At 68.7% G+C, this 24288-nt stretch carries 21 protein-coding genes, 1 tRNA gene and 1 pseudogene; 6 read left to right on the forward strand and 17 right to left on the reverse strand.

Translation table 11 applies throughout. The features are described from left to right. Positions 1–4: 4 nt before the first annotated feature. On the reverse strand, positions 5–595 hold the full coding sequence (locus KDB89_RS02860; protein WP_219083350.1) for a DNA-3-methyladenine glycosylase I: 591 nt from the start codon (positions 593–595) through the stop codon (positions 5–7). Between the two features lie 150 nt (positions 596–745). Further along, positions 746–1951 carry an HNH endonuclease signature motif containing protein gene (locus tag KDB89_RS02865; protein WP_219083352.1) on the reverse strand — a complete coding sequence of 402 codons (1206 nt, stop codon included), beginning with the start codon at positions 1949–1951 and terminating at the stop codon, positions 746–748. A gap of 168 nt (positions 1952–2119) precedes the next feature. Between KDB89_RS02865 and KDB89_RS02870 the strand changes: the two genes are divergently transcribed. Then, a tRNA-Gln gene (locus KDB89_RS02870) sits at positions 2120–2201 on the forward strand. A 261-nt stretch (positions 2202–2462) separates the two neighbouring features. Here the strand turns inward: KDB89_RS02870 and KDB89_RS02875 are convergent. After that, a complete protein-coding gene (locus tag KDB89_RS02875; RefSeq protein WP_219083353.1) occupies positions 2463–2921 on the reverse strand; it encodes a hypothetical protein in 459 nt (152 codons plus the stop codon). A gap of 22 nt (positions 2922–2943) precedes the next feature. On the opposite strand from KDB89_RS02875, the gene KDB89_RS02880 reads away from it, so the two are divergent. Then, positions 2944–3231 (forward strand): hypothetical protein, encoded by a 288-nt coding sequence (locus KDB89_RS02880; protein ID WP_219083355.1) that lies wholly within the window; start codon positions 2944–2946, stop codon positions 3229–3231. A gap of 33 nt (positions 3232–3264) precedes the next feature. On the opposite strand, the gene KDB89_RS02885 is transcribed toward KDB89_RS02880, so the two are convergent. The 13 genes from KDB89_RS02885 to KDB89_RS02945 form a co-directional block, all read right to left on the reverse strand. Beyond that, on the reverse strand, positions 3265–4929 hold the full coding sequence (locus KDB89_RS02885; RefSeq protein ID WP_219083357.1) for a phosphoenolpyruvate--protein phosphotransferase: 1665 nt from the start codon (positions 4927–4929) through the stop codon (positions 3265–3267). Beyond that, positions 4926–5195, reverse strand: coding sequence for an HPr family phosphocarrier protein (locus tag KDB89_RS02890; RefSeq protein WP_219083359.1), 270 nt, complete (start codon positions 5193–5195; stop codon positions 4926–4928). Before KDB89_RS02890 ends, KDB89_RS02885 begins: the two co-directional genes overlap by 4 nt. Before the next feature lie 97 nt (positions 5196–5292). Beyond that, entirely contained in the window at positions 5293–5655 is a 363-nt protein-coding gene (locus KDB89_RS02895) for a PTS glucitol/sorbitol transporter subunit IIA (protein ID WP_219083361.1), read from the reverse strand. A 13-nt stretch (positions 5656–5668) separates the two neighbouring features. Next, positions 5669–6709, reverse strand: a complete 1041-nt coding sequence (gene srlE / locus KDB89_RS02900; RefSeq protein WP_219083362.1) for a PTS glucitol/sorbitol transporter subunit IIB — start codon at positions 6707–6709, stop codon at positions 5669–5671. Further along, positions 6702–7256, reverse strand: coding sequence for a PTS glucitol/sorbitol transporter subunit IIC (gene srlA, locus KDB89_RS02905; RefSeq protein WP_219084176.1), 555 nt, complete (start codon positions 7254–7256; stop codon positions 6702–6704). Before srlA ends, srlE begins: the two co-directional genes overlap by 8 nt. Before the next feature lie 97 nt (positions 7257–7353). Further along, the gene (locus tag KDB89_RS02910) at positions 7354–7926 is read right to left on the reverse strand and encodes a transcriptional regulator GutM (RefSeq protein WP_219083364.1); all 573 of its coding nucleotides are present in this window, start codon (positions 7924–7926) and stop codon (positions 7354–7356) included. Between the two features lie 11 nt (positions 7927–7937). Next, complete coding sequence (locus KDB89_RS02915) at positions 7938–9827, reverse strand: BglG family transcription antiterminator (RefSeq protein ID WP_219083366.1); 1890 nt, start codon at positions 9825–9827, stop codon at positions 7938–7940. 53 nt (positions 9828–9880) lie between these two features. Continuing rightward, complete coding sequence (locus KDB89_RS02920; RefSeq protein ID WP_219083368.1) at positions 9881–10954, reverse strand: NAD(P)H-dependent glycerol-3-phosphate dehydrogenase; 1074 nt, start codon at positions 10952–10954, stop codon at positions 9881–9883. 204 nt (positions 10955–11158) lie between these two features. Beyond that, complete coding sequence (locus KDB89_RS02925; RefSeq protein ID WP_219083370.1) at positions 11159–12457, reverse strand: ABC transporter substrate-binding protein; 1299 nt, start codon at positions 12455–12457, stop codon at positions 11159–11161. 364 nt (positions 12458–12821) lie between these two features. After that, positions 12822–13640 (reverse strand): ABC transporter ATP-binding protein, encoded by an 819-nt coding sequence (locus KDB89_RS02930; protein ID WP_219083372.1) that lies wholly within the window; start codon positions 13638–13640, stop codon positions 12822–12824. 7 nt (positions 13641–13647) lie between these two features. Next, complete coding sequence (locus KDB89_RS02935; RefSeq protein ID WP_219083374.1) at positions 13648–14616, reverse strand: ABC transporter ATP-binding protein; 969 nt, start codon at positions 14614–14616, stop codon at positions 13648–13650. Continuing rightward, a complete protein-coding gene (locus tag KDB89_RS02940) occupies positions 14606–15592 on the reverse strand; it encodes a branched-chain amino acid ABC transporter permease (protein ID WP_219083376.1) in 987 nt (328 codons plus the stop codon). Before KDB89_RS02940 ends, KDB89_RS02935 begins: the two co-directional genes overlap by 11 nt. A 10-nt stretch (positions 15593–15602) precedes the next feature. Continuing rightward, on the reverse strand, positions 15603–16997 hold the full coding sequence (locus tag KDB89_RS02945) for a branched-chain amino acid ABC transporter permease (protein WP_219083377.1): 1395 nt from the start codon (positions 16995–16997) through the stop codon (positions 15603–15605). A 233-nt stretch (positions 16998–17230) separates the two neighbouring features. Here KDB89_RS02945 and glmU point away from each other — a divergent pair, with 233 nt between their 5' ends. Together glmU and KDB89_RS02955 are read left to right on the forward strand one after the other, a co-directional pair. After that, on the forward strand, positions 17231–18706 hold the full coding sequence (gene glmU / locus KDB89_RS02950; protein WP_255556145.1) for a bifunctional UDP-N-acetylglucosamine diphosphorylase/glucosamine-1-phosphate N-acetyltransferase GlmU: 1476 nt from the start codon (positions 17231–17233) through the stop codon (positions 18704–18706). A gap of 6 nt (positions 18707–18712) precedes the next feature. Next, on the forward strand, positions 18713–19687 hold the full coding sequence (locus tag KDB89_RS02955) for a ribose-phosphate diphosphokinase (protein WP_219083379.1): 975 nt from the start codon (positions 18713–18715) through the stop codon (positions 19685–19687). 33 nt (positions 19688–19720) lie between these two features. Here the strand turns inward: KDB89_RS02955 and KDB89_RS02960 are convergent, their stop codons facing one another. Beyond that, positions 19721–20926: an Nramp family divalent metal transporter gene (locus tag KDB89_RS02960; RefSeq protein WP_219083381.1), complete on the reverse strand. Its 1206-nt coding sequence runs from the start codon at positions 20924–20926 to the stop codon at positions 19721–19723. Positions 20927–21077: 151 nt separating this feature from the next. Between KDB89_RS02960 and KDB89_RS02965 the strand changes: the two are divergent. Both KDB89_RS02965 and KDB89_RS02970 read left to right on the forward strand, forming a co-directional pair. Next, a pseudogene (locus KDB89_RS02965) lies at positions 21078–21812 on the forward strand (ABC transporter ATP-binding protein); the annotation flags it as partial. Next, on the forward strand, positions 21812–24253 hold the full coding sequence (locus KDB89_RS02970) for an ABC transporter permease (RefSeq protein ID WP_219083384.1): 2442 nt from the start codon (positions 21812–21814) through the stop codon (positions 24251–24253). The pseudogene KDB89_RS02965 and the gene KDB89_RS02970, both read left to right, overlap by 1 nt. Positions 24254–24288: the final 35 nt, after the last annotated feature.

Genomic DNA, 24288 nt, shown 5'->3' on the forward strand with positions numbered 1-24288 from the left:
TGTTTCACGCCGTGACGAGGGCCTCGCCTCTGCCCGCCCCGGCCGCCAGCCAGCAGCCCTCGACATGATCGTCGACCGCGCCGACCGCCTGGAGCAGCGCGTACATCGTCGTGGGGCCGACGAACCTGAAGCCGAGCCGCTTCAGATCCCTGCTCAGCGCGACCGACTCCGGCGTGCTGCCGGGCACCTCGCCCGGCAGCGGGGCGCTCCCGCGCGGGGCGGGAGTGTGCCGCGCCACGACCTCGGACAGGCGCCCGCCCCCGTCGTGCAGGGCCAGCAGCGCCCGCGCATTGCCGATGGCGGCCGCTACCTTCAACCGGTTGCGGACGATGCCCTCGTCAGCCATCAGCCTCGCCACGTCCTCGTCGTCGAAGGCCGCCACCGCGGACGGCGAGAAGTCGCGGAAGGCGGCGCGGAACGCGGGTCGCTTGCGGAGCACCGTGATCCAGCTGAGCCCGGCCTGGAAGCCCTCGAGTGCGACCCGCTCGAACAGGGCACGTTCGTCGGGGGTGTCGTCGACCGGGCGGCCCCACTCCTCGTCGTGGTACGCCTCGTACAGCGGGTCGCCGGATCCGAAGCAGCGCTGCCTGTCCATGGTCACTCCTTGGCTCGTCGGGGAGGCCAACTATTCCATCCGGCTCCGACGAGATGCCGCCACCGCGCCCGGCTGTGGATAACTGGCTCGTCACAGTCGAGGGTGAGCCGGGGTTCGGATCCTGCGGTCGGAGGGGTGTCGGTTGGTGGTTCAGCCGGTGGGGCGGAAGGTGATGGAGGTGGTGTCCATGATCCAGCCGCGGATCGGCTGTTTCTCGGGCGGCGGATGATCCGGCGGGGGTATCTGGTCGGGGATGTCGCGTTCGATGGGCAGCCCGTGACGGTTCGTGAAACGCAGCCCGGCCGGGGTGCCCGGGTCACCGGCGATGGTGAACTCTCCCTGGTGGTGTTCCCGGTGATGCCTGGAACACAACGAGATCAACGTGTCGATGTCCGTGGGACCACCCTCGGACCAGTGATGCAGGTGGTGGTTCTCCAGGAACCCCGTCACCGTGCAGCCCGGGAACCGGCAGCCCCCGTCACGATCCTCGATCAACCGCCTGGTCCGCTCCGGCACGATCCGCATACTCCGCCCCACCGAGACCGGCTTCGCGTCCCGGGTCCACACAGGCTTCAGCGTCCCGTCGCAGGTCAGCTTCTTCATCAGCCGTGACGGCAACGCGGCCTTCTTGTTGATCCAGCCGTTCCCGTCCGCATCCAGATGCACCAGCACCCGGTAATGCTCCCTGCGAGACGCCGGCCGGGCCTGATGCAGACTCCGCGACGCGCACTCCACCAGCCCGTCCGCCAGCGTCGCGTCGGGGTCGCCGGCGGTGAACAGCGCATCCTTCGCTTCGCGGAGGGCCTGTTCGATCAGGGCCCCTTCGAGGGGGTTCGCGTCGAACCGCAGCACGAACCTCCCGTCGTGGAGGCTCATCTGCAGTCGGGGTGCGTCGTCGACCGGCGCCACGGGCTCGGGAGGATCCTCCACCGGTCCGGGGGTGCCGGGCTCGAACAGGTACTTCGGCAACACGCGGCGTAGCTGTGACACGGTCGCGGCCTGCACGAACTCGGTGACCGATTCGGCATAGGCGGCCGGCACGTGGCGGGCGACGACGACCAGCTGATCCAGACTCACGGTCCCCCGCGCGAGGCGTGCCTCCAACTCGGGGAAGTCGCCCTTCCTGCGGGCGACGGCCACGATGTCGGCGGCGCGGGAGGGGGAGACGGCTGTCATCAGTTGCAGCCAGTGCTCAGGGGACTTGATCCCGCCGCCGGACCAGCAGTTGGTTTCCAGCACCTCGACCATCAGATCCACCAGATCGGCGTTGAGTTGGGCGGCCTGGCCCGCGATGACGCCCGCGCGGCGGGAGGCGACCTCCCATGCGTCGGCTCCGGCGTCCCTCAACGAATCCATATCTAATCATACACCCGTACGAATCCAGGAACAAGGGTTCCCACCCCCGAAAACCGTTCAACCTCCCACCGGTCCGCCCTCTGCGTGGCGAGTCGCCCACCGACGGCGGGCCGCGCCACACCCGTGCCCGAGGTGGCCTAGACTCGTGCCTGGTCCTTCGTGGACCGATCCCCGGTTGGTCTTTCGGCAGGGCCCGCCTGACTTTGAATCAGGAAAAGCGAAGTAGGTTCGACTCCTACCCGGGGAGCCATCTTCATGCCTTGAACGCTCCTTCAGGCGCAGTCAGGCGTAGGAGCACCCTCCGGGAATGGGCATCAGACCCTATCTTTCGCGGTCAATTGCCCCACCTGAGCCCCAGCCAGCGGGGCGCAGGGCGCCGAGTGGCCCGGCCGAGCATGACGCTCAACGAGTACATGGGGCGCGAGGGATATGTCCGACGCACTGTTGTGGCAGGAAACAACAAAGACACCCAGGAGCAACTTGCGTTCCTGGGGGTCTCTTGCATTGTAGGTCAGTCCTCGTCAACACGCTCTCGCACGACTCCCTTGTCGATCCCAGGTCGGGCGTCGACCAGAAAGAAGCCCTGCTCAGTGTTTGGGTCGTAGTGCAGAACCCAGCCGTGACTCTGGATGTACGTCTTCCACGCCTGATATCTGGCGAGCGTCTCCAGACGGACGGGCATCCCGGCCTGCTCTCGGGCATAGGCCCAAGCCATTGCGGACTCAGTCTTCATGCGGTGGTCATGCCGAATCCGCCAGGGCAGCTCGGCGGTGCCCAGCGAGCGCTTGGGCAGGTTGAGTCGATTGGCCCAGTTGCCGAACATGCCGGTCGTCACATCGAGCCCGTACTTGTGCTTGTACTCGGCCTGCATCCACTTGTAGGAGCGTCCCTCGGAGTGCCAACGCCGAAACTCGGCGACATCCTGCATCTTGGAACGACCAGGCCCCTTCTTGTTGTTTGAAGCTTTCATGCCACTATGAAAGCATCTTGTCATGGCAACCGTAACCCTCACCGTCTGCGACGATTGCGTGGACGAGAAGCGACCCTCCCCATCGACCGAGGTCGACCAGTATGTCGTGTCGACCGGCTCCGTCCGCGCAGTCATGATGCTCTGTGTCGAGCACGCCCAGCCGCTACTCCACTACCTTGCGCGTCAAGGGACCAGCACCCAGAAGCGGGACACTATGATCGACTACGCCCGCATCGACGCGATGCACGCGACGATGGAGCAGGTCGAAGCCCTGCGCGATGAGTGGCTGAAGACGCACGAGCCGGTCTAGTCATGGCTCCTACCCGGGGAGCCATGTGATGTGTCAGGCCAGCACCGCTGCCAGGTCCTTGTCCACCAGCGCCATGACGGCGTGGCGTGCCTCCTCCGGCGAGGCCGACTCCAGGACGGCCTGCAGCATGGCGGTGCAGGTGGCGAGGTCGTGGCGGCGCAGGGCGGCCCTGACCAGGCCGGTTCTCGCCGTTGCCATGGAGAGGGAGGAGACGCCTGCCCCGGTGGCCACGAGTGCAAGCAGCGGGTCCCCGGCGATCTCGCCACAGATCCCGACAGGCTTGCCGTCCGCGCCGTCGACGCAGGCTCGGATGGTGGACCAGAGCGCAGGCTGCCAACCGCTGAGCAGAGGGGCGAGACGCCCGTCCATGCGGTCCGCCGCAAACAGGTACTGGCTCAGGTCGTTGGTCCCGATGGAGGCGAAGTCGCAGTCCGCGAGCACCTGCCCCGACCGCAGGGCGGCTGCAGGTACCTCGATCATCGTGCCCACGGTGGGCAGCCCGGCCGCCCGGCCGAGGTCCGCGAACCACGAGGCCTCGCTGGGCGTGGCGACCATGGGCGCCATCACCCACACGTCGGCCGACGTGGACCGCCGGGCTGCTGCGAGGGCCTCGAGCTGGTCGTCCAGGAGGTGACGCAGCTCGCGGTGCAGCCGCAGACCGCGGACCCCGAGCGCCGGGTTGGCCTCCTCGCCCAGGTTGGCGAAGGCCAACGGTTTGTCGGCGCCTGCATCCAGCGTGCGCACGACAACCTTGCGTCCGGCGAAGGCGTCGAAGACCCGGGTGTAGGCCTCCGTCTGCTCGGCGACGCTCGGCGGCTGCTCGCGGTCGGGGAAGAGGAACTCGGTGCGGAACAGGCCGACCCCCTCGACGTCGGCGCGGGCCGCCAGGAGCGCATCGTCGAGGGTGCCGATGTTGGCCAGCACCTGGACCCGGTGCCCGTCGCTGGTGGTGCCGGGGCCGACCCCGTCTGCCTGCAGCTCGATGCGGGCCCTGTCACGGGCCACGAGGGACTCGGCGGCCTCGGGTGTCGGGTCTGTGATGACCAGGCCGCTGCTGCCGTCCAGCCCGACCCGCCCGGGTGCCGCCGACAGCACGCCCGCGGCCTGCACGACGGCGGGGATCCCGAGCTGGGCGGCGATGATGGCGGTGTGGGAGGTCGGGCCGCCGGCCTCTGTGATGATGCCGAGCACCAGGTCACGCGCCAGCGTGGCGGTGTCGGCGGGGGAAAGGTCGTGCGCGATGATGACCGACGGGACGCGCAGGGACGGGATGCCGGGAACCGGCAGCCCGAGCATCGCGGCCGCCGCTCGCTGGAAGATGTCGCGCAGGTCGCTCTGTCGCTCAGCCAGATAGCTGTCGCCCAGGGAGGCCAGCATCCCGCAGTACTCCTCGATCGCCAGGTGCAGCGCATCGACCGGGCCATGGCCGTCGGCGACGTGGATCTCCGCCCCTGAGACGAGCCCCGGGTCACGCGCCATCATGGCGGTGGCCTCGAGCACCGGCCGCACGGCCTCGGGTGCCGTCGCCAGTCGGGACTCCAGCTCCAGGGCGACGGCCTCCAGCGCATCGACGACCTGTTGCAGGGACCCCTCCGGATCGGAGGTGCGTGCCCCGGGCGGGGAGATCAGGGTCGTATGGACAAGTACAGCGGGGCCATGTGCGGCCCCGGGGCTGACGCCGATGCCGTGGAGACTCATGCTGCGTCGTGGTCGATCTCGAGGAACGCGGCGAGGGACTCGAGGGCTTCGGTGGCCCCCGCATCCTCGCTGGTGAGCGTGACGATGTCGCCGTGTTTCGCACCCAACGTCATGACCCCCAGCATGCTGCGTGCGTCGACGGGCTTCTTCCCGCCGGTGTGGATCATGACGGGGACTCCGAGCCTGGCCACCTCCTGCACGAAGAGGTTGGCGGGGCGGGCATGCAGGCCCACCGAGGAGGCGATGGTCGCGGTGCGGGTGATCATTCTTCACGTCCTTGTGGTTGTGGGGTGATGAGGCGACAGGCGCCTGCGAGGTGGCCCGGCGGAGGTGCGTTTCGCCGCCGGGCCACCCTTCGGCGTGCTAGGCGCACGCGAAGATGAGGCTTGCGCCAAGGGTGAGGGCGGGCTTCTCGTCGAGCCCTCCCAGGTGGATGGCCCCCGGCATACGGGGTTCGGGTCCGCCGTCGAAGACGAGGGTGACGTGCCCCAGCGACGCCAGGTTCTTCTCGGCGACCTCGCCGATCGCGGTGATGGTCCAGATCTGCTCACCGATCAGGACCTCCTGGCCTGCTGCCAGCGAGCCGTCGAGTTCGGCGGGCGCGATGAGGAAGCAGTAGGGGCGCAGGCCCTCCGGGGCTTCGCCCGAGAAGGTGATGGCCATGTCCTCGGCGAGGAAGGTCTCTGCTTCCTCGCCCAGTGCGACGACAGTTGTGGCGTATGCCATGGGGTTTTCCTTTCTACGAGCCTGCGTACAGGCCGATGCTTGCGACCCACGCGATGGCCACGCGGGGCACGCCGTTCAGGAAGCGGGAGTAGAGGACGGCGGGGACGCCCACCTCGATGGTCTCCGGTTCGGCTTCCGCGAGACCCATGCCGACGGGGATGAAGTCGCAGGCGTTCTGGGTATTGATGGCGAACAGGGCCGGCAGCGCGAGCTGTGGGGGAATCTCCCCCTTCCCGATCTCCACGCCGATCAGGGTGCCGATGATCTGGGCGATGACGGCACCGGGCCCCAGCAGCGGTGACAGGAAGGGCAGCGAGCAGATGAACCCGAGGATCATCAGGCCCCAGCCGGTGCCCGCGAGCGGGGTGAGGAGGTTCGACACCCAGTTGCCGAGGCCGGACGCCTGGATGATCCCGATGAGCATCGCGACGAATCCCATGAAGGGCAGGATCGTGTTCAGCATCATCTGGACGGCGTTGCGGCCCGCCTGGTAGAAGACCGCGATGACCTTGCCCGCGCCGAGTCCGATCTTCTCCAGGAGGTTCTTCTTGCGCTTCTGCGCCATCTGCTCGGTGAGCTTCATGGGCCGATCCGGCGACGGCGCCGAACCGGACGGGTTGACGTCCGCCCCCGCCTCGTTGGCGCGTGCGGCGACGGCGACAGCGGCGGTGGCTGCCTCGTCGGCGATTGCCACCTGGGCGGTGTCGACGGCGGACACGTAGATTCCCTCGTGGATGTACTGGGCCAGCGGGCCCGTCTTGCCGGTGGGGACGACGTTGACGGTCGGGATGCCCTTCTTGGGGTACAGGCCACAGCGGAGCGAGCCGCCGCAGTCGATGACCGCGAGGAAGTGCTCGTCGTCGGGCACCCGGGTGTTGAAGCCGTTGACCGGGATAGCGCCGGAGAGCTCGGCGATGCGGTCCACGACGTCGGGCTTCTGGCCGCCGCCGACGATGTAGACGATCTTGTTGCGCTTCTCGTCGGGGGTGACGGTCAGCGGGCCGCCGTAGCCGCCGGGGCCGCGGGAGATGGTGATGGCGTGGTACTCAGGCATGAGCGTGGACCTCCTTGGAGAGGACGACTCCCTGCTGCTTCGCCACGAACTGCGTGGTGAAGTCGGTGACCCAGCCTCCGAGGAAGTTCAGAACGAGGCCGAGCAGCAGGTATCGGATGGCGAGGTCTCCGGTGGGCAGGCCGAGGGTGATGATGCCCTGGGCGATGCCCATCCAGACGAACAGCTCGCCGGGGTTGTTGTGGGGGAAGAGGCCGTTGTTGGTGTGCAGCATCTGCGCCACCGACGCGTAGTAGCCGGGCTTGTAGGCCTCGGGCAGGAACCGCCCGAGGGTGAAGCAGGCGGGGTTGGTGAGGAAGAACGAGCCGATGAACGGCAGCAGCATGTAGCGGCTGAAGATGTTCTTGCCCGCCTTGGCGGCGAATCGGTTGATGCGGTCCTCGCCGATGAGCGCGATCAGCGCGTTCATGGCGATGAGCAGCATGAGGACCAGCGGCACGATGCCGCTCATCCAGGAGAGGAAAACGTCCGCTCCTTCCTGGAAGAGTCCGATGAACCACTCGGCCGCATGGACGAGAAAGTCAAGGATTGTCTGCACCTCAGCTCCTTTCGTGTGGGTTGTTTCAGGGCATGGTCGCCCCAGGGTGGCGGCCGGATGGCCGGAGAAGGACGGGCAACGGTGCCCGTCAGGTGGTGGTGACCCTCCGCCGCCACCGCGATGGCTGTGCGCTCACCACCGTGGTCGGTGCGGTGGCGGGGAGGGGGGCTGGTGGGGTGGCTCGTCGGCTGATGGCGGCCAGCGGGTCCGCCATCGTCTTCGGCTTCCGGTTGACGCCGGGGAGCCTGTCGAGGAGGCGGGCGAGGGCGGTGGGGGGCTCAGGGGCCCGACCGCCCGCCGTGATGATGCGGAAGTTGTCCACGGCGTTGGCGACTGCCCGGAGAGTCGGCTTGCCGAGAGCCCGCACGCGGGCCGGGTCGATGCTGCCCATGTGCTCGCCGTCGAATCCCGCCAGCGCCTTGAAACGCGCAAGTACCGTCACGCCGCCGAGCCGGTGGGCCTCGACGATGCGGTCGTCGTCGTCGAGCAGGAACAACACGATCGAGCCCGCGACGAGTCCGCCCCGGAACTTGCCCATGGCGACGCGGCCACGACGGCGCAGCGCGATGAACAGCTGCGAGAACGCCTGCGTCTGCCTGAAGCTCAGGAAGGACTGGGCGACCCAGGCGATGCCGATCGCGATGATGAATATCCAGAACATCGTTGTTCTCCTCAGTGTCCGAGGGGGTTGGTTTCCATCACGTAGAAGAACTCCTCATACGTGGTGACGCGGCACAGTTGGTCGATCAGGTCGTGGCGTCCGCCGAGCCGCAGGACCTCGTCGTAGACCGCGACGAGGATGTCGTCGCTGCGCCCCACGACGGCGGGGACGCCGAGCATCACGATGATCCGGATGCCGGGTTCGTCCAGTTCGCTCGGCACGACGCCGACTGCAAGCAGAACGTCTGCGGTGCTCTCCAAGGTGATGTGGGGGAAGCCGACCCACTCGTCGAGCTGCATGCGCCTCTCCGCGCCCCTTGCGACGATGCGGTCGCTGAAGCCGGGCTCCGCGAGATGCCGCGCCTCCAGCTGCCGGGACATGTACTCGATGCCCTCCGCGAACGACGTGCCGGGTGGGAGCGCGAAGAAGTGGCGCGAGTCCAGGGCCCCCGCCAGCACCGACCCCTTGGAGTCGCCGGGCGTGATGGGTAGCCGGAGGCGGACCTTGCGGATCTGGGTCTCGAGCGCGAGCCTGTCGAGGACGTGCGTCACGTGGATGACAGGGGCGGCGCAGTCGACGGCCGAGCCGTCGGTGGCGACCACAAGGTCGGCGTCGGACAGGGCGGCGGGCGAGGCCTCCGCGGGGGTGAGGACCTGGATGCGTGCCGAGTCCGGCAGGATCTTCGCGATCTGCAGCCGCACGAGTTCCGCGGCGATCCGGCCGGCGCCGGCCACCACGGTCACCCGCAACGGCTGTGCCTCGGCGGCGTCGCGGGAGGCCAGGAACACCTGGAAGTAGGTGGCGAGGTATCCGACCTCGGCCGACTCGACGGGAAGCCCCATCCGCTCACTGATCACGCGGGAGGCCACGGTGGCCATCCGGTAGGCGACCGGGTACTCGTGGCTGATGTCGCCCATGGCCGAGTCGTCGACCCAGATGCGGTACCGCATCCGGTTGACCATGAAGGAGACGTGTCGGGCGAACTCGCCGAGAAAGGCGCTGCCCTCCAGGTTGATCGCCATCTCGGCGTCGACGGCAGCCAGGATCTCCTCGACGAGCCCGGCGACATCGGAGTGCGCATAGCGCTCCGCGACGGTGACGTCGTCCGGAGCCCGCATGCCGATCACGGGGAGGGCCAGGAAACCGACGTCACCGCGCCCGAGGTGGACATCGAACCGGGAGGCGATGGCCGCGGCGAACCGCTGGGCGAAGTCGTGGGCGGGGGTCCCCTCCACGCTGCGGTAGGTGTCGGGGAGGGCTTCGAGCCGGCACCCGAGGCGGGCCCTGTTGAGGGCCACAACTCCCCACCTCGCCAGCTCGAAGGCCTTCGAAGAGCTGAGCCCGGCCTGGCTGGCCACGTCGGTTGCCAGGGCTCGGACCGCCCGGAGCTGCTCCTCGTCCGGGAACGTGGCCGCGAAGTGGTACCGCAGCACGTGGAGCCGCTGCAGGAGTTCAGGGCCCTCCAGGACGAGGCCCACGTTGGTGCGACCCTCGATCTCGAGGTCTGACTCCTTCAGCAGGCTCCGGAGCCGTGTCAGGTCGGCGACGACCGTCGTCCTTCCCACCGACATCGCGGTCGCCAGTTCGTCGATCCGCACGGGGACCAGCGACGTGAAGAGGCGCCCGACGATGAACGACGCACGGGCCCCCGGGTCGTTGAACGAGACGTCCGCGGCCATCAGCTGTCGGCGGGCCGCCCGGTACCCCGCAGGGTCCGCGACGAGAAGCCGGTAGCGGCCGTCGACCAGCGTGACGGTGGCTGCGGGCGACACGGCAGCCTGGAGGGTGATGAGCTCGCTGGCCAACGTGCGCCGGGAGACGCCGAGGGTGCGTGCCAGATCCTCGGCGGCGACGGAGCGCGCCGCTTCGAGTTCAGTCAGAATGTGTGCAGACCGTCGCACTTCGTCACCTGCCTTCCTGGTCACCAGTGTCGGATGTGGGGGAGTCGAGAGACTCAGAGGACGCCGGAGCCGTTGCTGCCGAAGAAGGAGTCCCAGGGCACGTCGACGCCCTGGTCAAGGCCCACCACCTCGTACAGGTGTCGCAGCAGCGGGAACTGAGCAGGCGTGATGAGGCCGCGCTCTGTGAGCGGGCCGAGCGCGCCGCCGATCACCTTGATGGCCGCCGCCCCCTCGAGCGTGACGCCGGGCATCTGGTCGCGGGCCTCGCTGAACGTGAGGCCGGAGCCCACCAGGCGCCCGCACTTCACGTTGCGCCCACCCATGGAGGTCACGAAGCAGTCGCCGATGCCGGGCAGGCCGATGGGCGTGGTCGGCTCGCCGCCCAGCAGGCGCATGAAGTCGATCATCTCGATGGACGCCTGGCCGAACAGGGCGGCGCCGTAGTTGTAGTTGACGTAACGGTCCCCCGCGGCCTCGCCCATGGCGTCGAGCACGCCGGACATGAAGCCGGCGCCGAAGGCGTAGCAGTTCTTGGTGGCGGCGCAGACCTCCACGCCCACGAAGTCGGTGTTCGTCCAGACGTGGTAGGCGGAGGTCGCGAAGAGGCCGCGCCACATCTCGATCACCGAGGAGTCCTCACCGGTGAAGACGACGCTGGTGTGGCGACGTACCGCCACCTCGCCGGCGATCGAGGGGCCGGCGATCGCCGAGAAGGTGAGCTGCTCGCGCAGCTCGGCAGGGATCTGCCCGGCCAGCACGCGGGGGAGGATCGTGAGGTTGCCCTCATCGTCGGACTCCATGCCCTTGGCGAGCGAGATCACGTGCATCCCGGGCCGCAGCAGCTCCGCGAGCCGGTCGCCCGCCCAACGGACGCCGAACGAGTTGACGCCGCTCATGACCAGTTCGGCGTCGGCGAAGGCCTCCTCCGCCTCCTCGAGCTGGTAGGCGGTCGTCCCCTCAGGGACGCGCAGACCGAGGTTGGGGTGGATCCCGGTCTGCTTGATCGAGTCGATGATGTCCCGGTCGAGGTGGGTGCCGACCAGCCGGACCTGGTGACCGTTGTCGGACAGAGGGGTGGCGAGGGCCGTGGCCATGATGCCTGCCCCGAGAACGACGATTGAGGACATGAGATTCCTTCCAGAGTGCGCAGCCGTTGCGCTGAGCCCCGACGGTGGGGACGTCGATGACATTACTGAGCCATCCTCCGGAAAACAGCACGGAAAGAGCCGGACCGTTGCCACCTGCCGACGGCGCGGCGACCTATCTCCACGCAGCGCGAAGGCCGGGCCGCCCCTTCGAGGGGCGACCCGGCCTTCGCGCTGCCGGGTGGATCAGGCCTTGCCCTCGACCGCATGGTCGAAGACGGGCTTGTTGTCACCGTCGTAGCTGTAGACACCGATGTACGCGGACGACGGGTCGTTCTTGTCGTTGATCGCGCCGATGCCCGCGATGCCCTTGTAGGCGATCTCCTTGCCCTCGGCCAGAGCAGCCACGCCGTCGGCGTAGGTGCTGACCTCGACCGCACCGGACTCGGAACCGGAGACGGCCTGCAGGTTGTCGGAGATGGTCTGCCCGTCGGTGGCGCCACCGCGGACCGCGGCGAGCGCGGCGAGGATCGTCGCGTCGTAGGCCTCGGGGCCGTACGAGTAGTCCGTCAGCTCCTCACCCTCCGACTCCTTGTACCAGTCGGACAGCTTCGCCTTGAAGTCGTCAGAGGCCTGGGCGCCGGGGATGGTGCCCTGCGCGCCCTCGAGCGTGCCGGCGTCGAAGTCCTTCGAGTAGTCGGCGGTGTTGCCGTCGCACAGGAAGAGGTTGGTGGTGTCCCAGCCGGCGGCCAGGAGGGCCTTGACGATCGCGACGGTCTCCTCGAAGGCGACGATCACGATGGTGTCGGGCTTGGTGGCGAGTGCCTCGGTGACGATCGAACTGAAGTTGGACTCGCCGGGCGCGAACTCCTGGCCGCCGCCGGAGGCGCCGTAGACGACCTCGCCGCCGCCGTCCTCGACGGCCTTCTGGACGTTGTCACGCAGGCCGGTTCCGTAGTCCTCGTTCTGCACGATGACCGCGACCTTCGAGTAGCCCGAGTCGAGGACGGCCGAGCCCAACGCGGCGCCCTGGACGGTGTCCGGCGGAGCGGTGCGGGAGTAGAGCGGGCTGTAGCCCGACAGCGTGGTGGAGGTGTTGGCCGGGGAGATCATCATGATGCCGGCCTCGGTGATCTGGTCGACCACGTTGAGGGAGACGCTGGAGGAGGCAGCGCCGATGACGACGTCCGCTCCGCCGTTGATGAGCTCGGTGGCGCCCTGCGTCGACACGTTCATGTCCGTCGAGTCGCCCGAGTCGGCCGACACGTCTGCGACGTCATTGCCGAGCACGCCGCCGGCCTCGTTGATCTCGTCGATCGCCAGGCCGACGCCTGAGATCTCGGGCGGGCCGAGGAACGCCAGGGTGCCGGTGATCGGCAACAGGGTGCCGACGGTCAGCGGCTCGGCCGAGGCGGCGGCGGACGACGAGGTGGTCGTTCCCGCGGAGGTCGTGGTGGTGGGCGTGGTCGAGCTGCAGGCGGACAGTGAGATGGCAGAGGCCGCGAGAAGTGCGAGGCCCGCCTTCATCGTGAAATGTCGGCTCATGTGAGTTTCCTCCGAGTTGGATTCCGGGGCCGGTCGGCCGTCAGTGGAAGAACTGCGCTGTGCGCGTCTTGCAGGGAACGCTAAAGGTCGAGCGTTTCGTCTGGTGGCCGTTCTGTTTCAAGGCTGTATCAGAATAATCTCTTTTTGGTCACGGCTGGAACGTCCACTCAAGGCGTATGGCCGGGTGCTGCAAAACCGTGGACGGGTCCGGGAAGCCGGGATTTCATGGCATGTCACCGCAGGTCAGAGGCCACATGGCGAAGTGCCGACCCGCTGCGCGAAATGCGCGGCGGGTCGGCGATGAATCGCGAATTGTGAAGGTGTCGCCCCTGCGGATGCCCCCTGTAAAGAGATGGTGAAATGGTCAGGCGATGTGGTCAGTCTCTTTCGACTTTCTCTCCTCGGCCGCGGAGTCCACGTCCGCCGCGAGGGTCCCGAGATAGAGGCTGATGACTTTCGGGTCGTTCAAGAGTTCCCGGCCGGGTCCGACGTAGGCGTCTCGACCCTGGTCGAGCACATATCCGCGGTCGCAGATCTGCAGGCAGCGGCGGGCATTCTGCTCGACCATGATCACCGACACGCCGGTCTTGTTGATCATCCGTGTCCGGATGAATGCCTCGTCCTGCAGCGCGGGGGACAGGCCGGCGGACGGCTCGTCCAGCAGGAGCACGGACGGGCGCATCATGAGGGCCCTTCCCATGGCGACCATCTGCCGCTCACCGCCGGACAGCTGCCCGGCGCGCTGCGACCGGCGGGCGCCCAGCTTGGGGAAGATGTCGGTGACGTACTCCCAGCGCTCGTCGAACAGCTTCGGCTTGAGGTACACGCCCATCCGCATGTTCTCCTCGATCGTGAGCGAGGGGAACACGTTGTTGGTCTGCGGCACGAAGCCGACGCCGCGGGCCACCAGGGTGTTTGCCCGCTTGTTGGTGATGTCGTCGCCCTCGAGAGTCACCATCCCGGAGCGGACGTTCACGAGCCCGAAGAGCGCCTTCAGCAGCGTGGACTTTCCGGCGCCGTTGGGGCCGATGATGCCGACAAGCTCGCCGTCGCCGACCGTCAGGGTGCAGCCGTTGAGGATGTTCACGCCCGGCAGGTAGCCGGCGACGAGGTTGTCGGCCACGAGGATCGGGGCAGACGCGCTCGTCGCCCCCGCCGTGGTGGACTCCGTGGAGGTGGTCATGGTGCTCCTACCGCTTCTGCTCTGCCAGGTCGCGCTGGCGCACTTCCATCAATTTCGCGAGCTGATCGGGGTCGATCAGCGAGTCGTCGCCCAGGTCGACGTCGTGACGCGCGCCGAGGTACGCGTCGACGACGGCCTGGTTCTCCATGATGTTCTCGGGTGGGCCCTCGGCCACGACACGGCCCTCGGCCATCACGACCACCCATTCGGAGATGTGGCGCACGGCATGCATGTCGTGCTCGACGAAGACCACCGTCATGCCCTCGTCGCGCAGGGCCTGGATGTGGCCGAGCAGCGACTGCACCAGTGCGGGGTTCACGCCGGCCATCGGCTCGTCGAGCATGATGACCTGCGGGTCGGTCATGAGGGCGCGGGCCATCTCGAGCAGCTTCCGCTGTCCGCCCGACAGGCTGCCTGCGAAGTCTGCTGCCTTGGCGTCGAGCTTGAAGCGGGACAGGATCTCCAGCGCCCGCTCCGTGTTCGCCTTCTCCTGGCCGCGCCACAGCGGCTTGATGAGCGAGGGTAGGAACCGCTCCCCGGTCTGGCCGGTGGCGGCGAGCAGCATGTTGTCCAGCACCGTCAGGCGGGACAGCGCCTTGGTGAGCTGGAAGGTCCGAACGACCCCCTTGCGGGCCACGTAGGCGGCCGACTTGTTGGTCAGCGAGACGCTCCGGTCGAACGTCCACTCGCCGGAGTCGGCCTTGTCGAAGCCGGTCAGCAGGTTGAAGAACGTCGTCTTGCCGGCGCCGTTGGGTCCGATGAGAGCGGTGATGGCACCCTTCTGGAACTCGACGTGCTCGACGTCGACGGCCTTGATGCCCCCGAAGGAACGGGTGACGTTGCGGGCGGTCAGGATCGGCAGGGGCTTTGCGGCGCCGACCACGGGCTCGACGAACTGGAGGGCGTGTGCCACCGCATCGTCGGGCAGGTCGATGCTCAGGTCGAGATCGGCGCGGGAGGGCAGGTCAGTTGGCATCGAAGGCCAGCTCCTTCTTGTTTCCGAAGATTCCCTGGGGTCTGAAGATCACGAGGCACATCAGCACGACGCCGACCAGGAGGCCGCCGATCTGTTCGATCTGCGTCGAGGAGAGGATGGTGTCGGGCACCGCGGCGCGCATGCCCGAGCGGACCAGCATGTAGGCGGCGAAGAACAGCATCGAGCCGATCACCGGGCCGAAGACCGTGGCGGCGCCGCCGAGGAGCAGGACGGTCCACACCCAGAAGGTGGTCGTGCGGCCGAGACCGTCGGGCTGCACGGCACGGGGCAGCACGAACAGGACGCCGGCCAGTGCTCCCATCACGCCGCCCAGCACGAGCGACTGCATCTTGTAGGCGAAGACGTTCTTGCCGAGGGCGCGGACGGCGTCCTCATCCTCGCGGATGCCCCTGAGCACGCGCCCCCAGGGGCTGCGGGTCAGCAGCCAGACCAGCAGCAGCGCCGCCAACACGAGCAGCCAGGCGACGATGCGCAGCCACCACGAGTCGGAGCCGTTGTTGGCGTAGGTCCACGGGCCGATGGTGGTGGTGCCGTCCGGCAGCGGTGAGAGCGCCTGGAAGGTGCCCTTGAAGGAGTTGCCCGTCAGGCCCGACGACCCGCCCGTGTAGGTGTCCAGCACGGTGGAGCGTCCGACCATGCGGATGATCTCGGCGGCGGAGATCGTCACGATGGCCAGGTAGTCGCCGCGCAGCTTCAGGGTCGGGATCCCCAGGATCAGGGCGAAGGCCGCGCCGGCAGCCATCGCCACGAGCACCGCCTGCCAGAGTGCGGCACCGTTGATGGTGGCGATCGCGAACCCGTAGGCGCCCAACAGCATGAAGCCCGCCTGGCCCATGTTGAGGAGGCCGGTGAAGCCGAAGTGGACGTTGAGTCCGATGGCCGCCAGCGCGTAGGCGGCGGTGGTGGGGGCGATGAGTTCGCCTGCGGTCTGCGCGAGGACGCGGAGCCAGTCCATGTCTAGCCTTTCAGCCGATGCGGTCCGCGCGTCCCAGGATGCCCTGGGGCCGCACGAGGAGGACGATGATGAGGATCAGCAGCGCCGTCGCGTAGCGCAGGTCGCTGGGGATGACGAGGCTGGACAGCTCGACGGCGAACCCGATGATCAACGAGCCGACCAGCGCGCCGTTGGCGGTGCCGAGGCCGCCGAGCGTGATCGCGGCGAACATCAGCAGCAGCATCTGCAGCCCCATGTTCCAGTTGGCCGCGCCGAACATCAGCGCGAACATCAGCCCGGCGAGGCCGGCGAGCCCGCAGGCCAATGTCCAGACCAGCCGGATGACCGAGTTGGTGTTGATGCCGGTGGCCGACGCGAGCGCCGGGTTGTCGGACACGGCGCGGGTCGCACGGCCGAGCCGGGTGCGCGTCAGGAAGAAGCCGATCGCCAGCAGCACGACGAGCGAGATGCCCATCGCCAGCAGCGACTCGTGAGTCATGGTGATCGGCCCGAAGGTGACGGTCCTCGGGTTGCCCGTGACGACCTGGAAGGTGCCGGTCCCGACCATGAACTGGATGAGGAACTGCAGCGCGATCGAGAGACCGATCGTCACGATCATGATCTGCGTGACCGGGGTCCCGCGGCGCCTCAGCGGCTTCCACAGCGCCGCATCCTGCAGCCAGCCCGTCGCGGCGCAGATGCCGATCGCCAGGATGGCGGCTCCCCACAGCGGGAGGCCGACCTGGATCAGGAGGTAGCTCAGCACCGCCCCGAGGGTGACCTGCTCACCGTGCGCGAAGTTGGAGACCCTGGTCGTGCCGTAGATGAGGCTCGCCCCGACCGACGCCAGCGCCAGCATCAGGCCGAACCGGAGGCCCGAGGCCAGCTGCTGCCAGACCCGGTCCATCGAGACGCCGGAGGATCCATCCTCCTGCGCCGGGGCTGCCGGCGCGGAGGACGCCGAGGCCGACGCCTCACCGTCGGGGACCGGGGCCGCGGCGGCCTCTGTCAGGTCGAAGGTGCCGCGCGCCGTCGAGCCGAACTGGACGGTGAGGTCCTTGACGAGATCGGTGCCGGCCGACGGGAAGTCCGCCGGGATGGAGGCGCCGTCGAGCGTGACGGTGTAGGTGTCGGCGGTGTCGACCTGGAACGTGGTGGGCCCCTCGGCGGTGGAGACCGCGTCGACGGATCCGTCGGGTCCCTCGAGCGTCACCTTCACGTCGGCGACGGGCTCGCGGTCGCCGTCGAAGATGTTGACCTGGACGCAGCCGTGCTCGGAGGAGCGTTCGCACTCGGTCACAGCCGTGACCTCGGCGTGTGCCGACAACGGCAGCAGGCACAGGATGCCCGTGAGGGCGGCGAGCGTCGCAAGGATGCGTCGGGGGCGTGCGGCTGGACCGGTCGTCGACCGTGTAGGCAGTCCCATAGAGGACCTCCCAAGCTTCAGATGTGCCGGGTTCATCGCGCTGTCGCGGATGAGGATGGGTCAGAAAGCTAGGGCGTCAATGTGACGGCAGGATTTCATGTGCGTCACGTCCCCGTCTCGGTTCTGTTCCGGTGTTGACAAGGGGGGGCCGCGCGAAGTGGCCCATGTTGGAGAACGCAACCCCCGCGACGCCGTATGATGCCAACTGACCTGGAAGCCACGAAGGAGAAGCCTTGTCCACCGACAGCGAGCTCGCGCCAGTCGCGGCCGTTGTGGTTCTCGCCGCTGGTGGCGGGACCCGCATGAAATCGTCCACGTCCAAACTCCTCCACGAGATCGCCGGCAGGCCGATGCTGAGCTACGCCGTCTCGGCGGCGGCCTCGCTCGACCCCGAGCACCTTGTGGTGGTCGTCGGTCATCTTCGCGAGCAGGTCGAGGAACACCTCGCCATGCACCAGGCCGCTGTCACCACGGCGGTGCAGGAGGAGCAGCTCGGCACCGGCCATGCCGTGCAGTGTGGGCTCTCCGTGCTCCCAGAACTGACCGGCGACATCGTCGTGACCTACGGCGACGTCCCGATGCTGACGGGGGAGACGCTGCGCCAGCTGGTCGCGGTGCACCGCGCCGACGAGAATGCAGCGACCGTGCTGACGGCCAGGGTGCCGGATCCCACCGGCTACGGCCGAGTGCTGCGTGACGGTGACGCCGTCGTCGGCATCGTCGAGCACAAGGACGCGACCGCCGAGCAGCGCAGGATCGACGAGATCAACTCCGGCATCTACGTGTTCACGGCCGACACCCTCCGTGCGGGGCTGGCCTCGCTGAAGACGGACAATGCCCAGGCCGAGCTGTACCTCACCGACGTCCTGCACTTCGCCCACGAGCGCATGCAGCGCGTCGGGGCCCTCCTGATCGACGACGTCTGGCAGACAGAGGGCGTCAACGACCGGGTGCAGCTCGCACGCATGAACGGCGAGATGAACCGCCGCATCCGCGACCGGTGGATGCTCGACGGCGTCACGATGATCGACCCTTCGACCACCTGGATCGACGTCGACGTGGACCTCGCTCCCGACGTCATCCTGTACCCCGGCGTCATCCTGCAGGGAGCGACCACCGTCGGCGAGGGCGCCCACATCGGCCCCGACACCACCCTGATGGACGTGGAGGTCGGCCCCGGCGCCGAGGTCGTCCGGACGCACGGGTCCTTCGCCGTGATCGGAGCTGGCGCCCAGGTCGGGCCCTTCTCGTACCTCAGGCCCGGAACCATCCTCGGCCAGGGCGGGAAGATCGGGGCATTCGTCGAGACGAAGAACGCCACCATCGGCGACGGCGCCAAGGTGCCTCACCTGACCTACTGCGGCGACGCGATCATCGACGAGGGCGTCAACATCGGCGCCGGCACGATCTTCGCCAACTACGACGGCACGCACAAGTCGACATCGCATGTCGGCAGGGACGCGTTCGTCGGATCGAACTCCGTCATCGTCAGCCCCGTCGACATCGGCGCTGGGGCGCTCATCGCAGCCGGATCGGCCGTCACTGAAGACGTGCCGCCCGGCGCCCTCGGCATCGCCAGGGGACGACAGCGCAACGTCGAGGACTGGATGGCCGAGCGCCGTCCGGGCTCCAAGTGGGCCGATGCCGCCGCGCAGAGCGACGGCACCGTCCATCCTGCAGTCACCGAGTCGCGAGAGAAGAAGGCCTGACGACCCATGTCCCACATCGCCAAGAACGACAAGCACCTGATGCTTTTCAGCGGGCGCGCATACCCGGATCTGGCGCAGGAGGTGGCGCAGCTGATGGACACCACTCTGGTGCCGACGCGCGCGCTGACCTATGCGAACTCTGAGATCTACGTCCGCTTCGAGGAGTCGGTGCGCGGGTGCGACGCCTTCGTCATCCAGTCGCACACCGCTCCGGTGAACGAGTGGGTCATGGAGCAGCTCATCATGGTGGACGCCCTCAAGCGCGCATCCGCCAAGCGCATCACGGTCGTCGCTCCGTTCTACCCCTATGCGCGCCAGGACAAGAAGCACCTCGGGCGTGAGCCCATCTCCGCCCGCCTCGTCGCGGACCTGTACAAGGCCGCCGGCGCGGACCGCATCATGTCCGTCGACCTGCACGCCGCGCAGATCCAGGGCTTCTTCGACGGGCCTGTCGACCACCTCTGGGGACTGCCCGTCCTCGCGGACTACGTCGGCGAGAAGTACGCCGGCGACGACGTGTGCATCGTCTCGCCCGACGCCGGACGCGTGCGGCTCGCGGACATGTGGACCGACCGGCTGAGCTGCCCGCTGGCCATCATCCACAAGCGCCACGATCCGAACAAGGCCAACACCGTGGCGGTGCACGAGGTCGTCGGTGACGTCGTCGGCAAGACCTGCATCCTCGTCGACGACATGATCGACACCGCCGGCACCATCGCGCAGGCGGCGCACGCGCTGCGTGAGCGAGGCGCCAAGCGCGTCATCGCCGCCGCGACGCACGCGGTGTTCTCCGGCCCTGCCGCCCAGCGACTCAACGCGTCGGGCATGGAGGAGATCATCGTCACCAACACGCTGCCGATCCGCACGCCCGAGCCCATCCAGAACCTGAAGGTGCTGTCGATCGCGCCGCTGATCGCCAAGGCCATCGACGCCGTCTTCGTCGACGGCTCCGTCACCTCGCTGTTCGGCGGAAACGCCTGACGTGACCCGACGCTGAGCGTCGCGGGGCGACCGTCAGAAGGCGGTCACCAGCACCGCGACGTTCAGCGCCACCACGGTGGCCACCACCAGCCAGGCGAGGGCCGACAGCCAGCCGGGGTTGCGGTGCTCGCCCATCGCGCGTCGCGAGCCGGTGACCAGCACGAGCGGGACCAACGCGAAGCTGATGCCGAAGCTCAGCACGAGCTGCGAGTCGACGAGAGCCTGAGTCGGCGACATGCCGGCCACCAGGATCGCCACGGCCGGGATCATCGTGAAGAGCCGCCTGGTCATCGGCGTGATCCGCGGGGACACCAGATCGCGGATCATGCCCGCGCCGGCGTCGGTGCCGACGATCGCGGACCCGACCCCCGAGACGAGCAGCCCGATGGCGAAGATCGTCGCGGGCACCGGGCCCACCAGCGAGTGGATCTCGTGGTAGCCCGCCTCGATGGAGTCCACGCCCGCGCCCTGCAGGCCGGCGGCGGCGAACAGCAGCATGGACACGTTGACGACCCCGGCGATCGTGAGCGCAAGCAGCACGTCCAGGCGCTGTGCCTTCAGCAGGCGCCCGACCTTCTCGTCGGACTTCGAGTGCTTGTCGCGGGCCAGCTGCGAGTGCAGGTAGATCGCGTGCGGCATGACGGTGGCCCCGAGCATCGCGGCGGCGATCTGGATGGAGGCTGCGCCGTCGAAGCGGGGGAGCAGGCCCCCGACGATCTCCCTCGGGTCCGGGGGCACCCAGGCCAGGCTCAGCAGGAAACCGACGGCGATGATGGCCAGCACGGCCATCATGAGCGTCTCGAAGGCACGTTGGCCGCGGGCCCGCATCCACTGCAGCGACAGCAGCGCGACGAGACCGACCACGAGTGCGCCCACCCACAGGGGCAGCCCGAACAGCAGGTTCAGGGCGATGGCGCCGCCGACGATCTCGGCGAGGTCCGTCGCGATGGCGACGCCGATCGCCTGGGCCGCGTACAGGGCCCGCCACGCCTTCGCGCCGCGTCGCCTGCCGAGGTCCTCGTGCACGATCGAGCTCAGGGAGCCGCCGGTGACCACCCCGAGCTTCGCCGACAGGTACTGCACGAGCATCGCCATGATGCAGGCGAGGACGAGCGCCCAGACGAGGAGGTAGCCGAACTCCGCGCCCGCGCTGAGGTTCGCCGCCACGTTGCCGGGGTCGACGTAGGCGAGCGCCGCGATGAACGCGGGTCCAAGCAGTGCGGCTGTCCGGCGGGGCATGCCCGGCACCTTACAAGAGGTATCGGGGTCAGGTCGGCCTGCGGTCTGAGCGCGACGGCGGCACCGGCGACGAGGAGCCGATCCGCCGCGACGGACATCTTCCTAGAGTCGACGACGATTCTCAGTGGAAGGACCCACCATGTCCCAGCAGACCCCGATGGGAGCGCCGGCCTGCGGCGTCTCGCACCTCACCAAGGTCTTCGGATCGGGCGAACAGCCCGTCGTCGCGGTGAACGACGTCTCGGTCGCGATTGCCCCGGGCAGCTTCACGGCCGTCATGGGGCCGTCCGGCTCCGGCAAGTCGACCCTCATGCACTGCATGGCAGGGCTCGACCGACCCACCTCCGGGGACGTGTATGTCGGCGCCGACAACATCGCCCGGCTGCCGGAGAAGGCCGTGACGAATGTCCGCCGCGACAAGATCGGCTTCGTCTTCCAGTCGTTCAACCTCCTGCCGACCCTGACGGCCGAGCAGAACATCGTGCTGCCGCTCGACCTGGCGGGGCGGAAGGTGGACAAGGCGCTGTTCGGCCAGGTGATCGACTCCCTTGGACTCGGCGACCGCCTCACGCACCGCCCGAGCCAGCTCTCCGGAGGCCAGCAGCAGCGCGTCGCCGTCGCCCGCGCCCTCGTGACCCGCCCCGAGGTGATCTTCGCCGACGAGCCGACCGGAGCGCTCGACCGCCGCACGGGAACCGCGCTGCTCGAGTACCTCAGGCAGTGCTCCCGGGAGCAGGGACAGACGATCATCATGGTCACGCACGACCCGCTGGCCGCCGCGTACGCCGATCGCGGCCTCATGCTGCTCGACGGGCGGATCGTCGCGGACCTGCCGCACCCGACCGCCGAGCAGGTGCTGTCCTACCTCGGGCAGGCGGCGGCCTGATGTGGCGTGAGGCAGTCAGTGAGCTGAGGCTCCACCCGTCGCGGTTCGTCGCGACGCTGCTGGCCATCGCGATCAGCGTCGGCTTCATCGCGGCCATCTCCGTGTTCATCAACTCCCAGCAGAACGCGATGGGCAAGCAGGCGGCGCTGCCGATCAGCACCTCCGACGCCGTCATCGCGCTGCCTGAGGGCGGTGGCGCACAGGCCGCGGAGTTGGCCGGCGCCGTCGACGGCGTGGCGTCCGTCGACCCCGTTCCCACCGGCGCCGTCAGCTTCCTGTCGAAGGGGGACCGCAGCGTCACCACGGAGCTCTATCCGGTGCCAGCCGAGCACGTGCGCTGGTCGCAGCTGGTCGACGGCGCCTACCCCGCGTCCGACGACGAGCTGGCGCTGTCCGAGGCCGCGGCCCGCGAGCTCGGAGCCGCGATCGGCGACACCGTCGAACTCGAGGGCATGGACCAGCCGATGCGGCTGGTCGGCCTGACCGACGACCCGATGTCGCTGTTCACGGTCATCGGCTACGTCGCGCCCTACGCCGATGGCGGCGTGGACGGCGCCTATCAGCTGTCCGTGCGGGTCGACTCCGGCGCAGATGCGGAACAGGTCGCCGACGCGCTGACCACCCGGCTGAAGGCCGTCTCCGGGGCAGAGGTCCAGACCGGGGTCGAGGCCAGGACCGAGACCCTGACCCAGGCGACGGCCGGGCTCGACGTGTTCAAGTACCTCCTGCAGGGCTTCGCAGCGATCGCGCTGCTCGTCGGCATGATCACCATCGCGAACACCTTCACGATCCTGGTGGCCCAGCGACGCCGCCAGCTCGCGCTGCTGCGCGCCATCGGCGCCACGCCCGGACAGGTGACCGGCAGGCTGCTCGTCGAGTCGTTCCTGCTCGGCGCCATCGGGTCGGCCGCCGGACTCGCCGTCGGCTTCCTGGTGGCCTGGATCGGTGGCCAGGTCACGGGCTCGAACTACTTCGGGCTGACGGTGGTGCCCGCAGAGCTGGGCATCGCCTTCGGCGTCGGAGTGCTCGCCACGATGGTCTCCGCCGTGGTGCCGGCGCTGCGGGCGGCCCGCGTGAAGCCGCTCGAGGCGCTGCAGGTCGTCCCCACCGCCCAACAGGCGCGTCGCGCGAGCGTCGCCCGGCTGGTCGTCTGTCTGCTGTTCGCCGCGCTGGGTGTCCTCCTCGTGGTGCAGAGCCGCGCGGGCGGCGAATGGGCGATGGTGTGGGCGGTGCTCGCGGGTTTCGCGATCACGGCGGCGGTTCTCGGCGGCGCCCCGCTCTACATCGCGCCCCTGCTGCGCCTGGTCGGGCGCGCCTTCGGCTGGGCCGGACCCACCACCCGGCTGGCCTTCGCGAACGCGGCCCGCAACCCCCGTCGGGCGGCATCGACCGCCACCGCGCTGATGCTGGCCGTCGGTCTCATCGTCACGCTGCAGGTCGCGCTGGCGACCATGCGGACCACCGGCATGGAGGCCATCGCCCGCGAGTACCCCGTCGACGTGGCGGTGTCCTTCGCGGACGGGGCACCTGAGGGTGTCGTCGACGATCTGCGGGACACGGGCGGTGTCGCGGCCGTCGGGACGGTCCCGGCCAAGCCCGTCGAGTCGCAGGACGCCGTCGACGACCAGACGCCGACCTGGGCCTACGCGCCGCAGGGCGCCTACGACGAACTCGGGGTCACCCCGCCGGAGGGGTCGATGCCCAGTGAGGGGACGGCGGTGGCCGGTGACTGGTCCCTGGTCGTGCCCGACGGTGCGACGACGGTCACGCTGCCCGGGGCCGACGGCGACGTGACGCTGAAGGTGGCCCGCAGCTCGTCGATCAACTACGACGCCATCGCGGTGTCGCCGGCGACCCTCGACAAGCTCGCCGGCACCGCCGCAGTACACCAGGTCTGGGTCCAGCTCCAGGACCGCACGTCGTCGTCGGCGCTGAACAACGTGCTGAAGATCACCGACCAGTTCCCCGAGGGGACGGTGGACGGCGGCGGCGCCATCATGGCCTCGCTGGTCAGCCAGGTCCTCGACGTCATGCTGATCGTCCTGACTGCGCTGCTCGGCGTCGCGGTCCTCATCGCGCTCGTCGGGGTCGGCAACACGCTGGGGCTGTCGGTGATCGAACGGCAGCGCGAGTCGGCCCTGCTCCGGGCGCTCGGCATGCAACGCGCGGGTCTGCGCAGCATGCTCGTGGTCGAGGCGGTCGCGTTGGTGGGCATCGGGACGGTCATCGGGCTGATCGCCGGCGTCTTCTTCGGCTGGCTCGGCGTCTCGACGGCCTTCTCCATGATGCCGGAGGGGGTCATGGACCTGCGCCTGTCCCTCGACCCGTGGTACACGCTCGGCCTGATCCTGGTCTGCCTGATCGCAGCCGTGCTCGCGTCGATCCTCCCCGGCCGCCGCGCGGCCAACGCGACCCCGACCGAGGCCCTCGCCGTCGAGTGACGTCCCATCCCACCCTGGCCGCGATGAGCACGACA

It is taken from the genome of Tessaracoccus palaemonis, assembly GCF_019316905.1.
GTDB lineage: Bacteria > Actinomycetota > Actinomycetes > Propionibacteriales > Propionibacteriaceae > Arachnia > Arachnia palaemonis.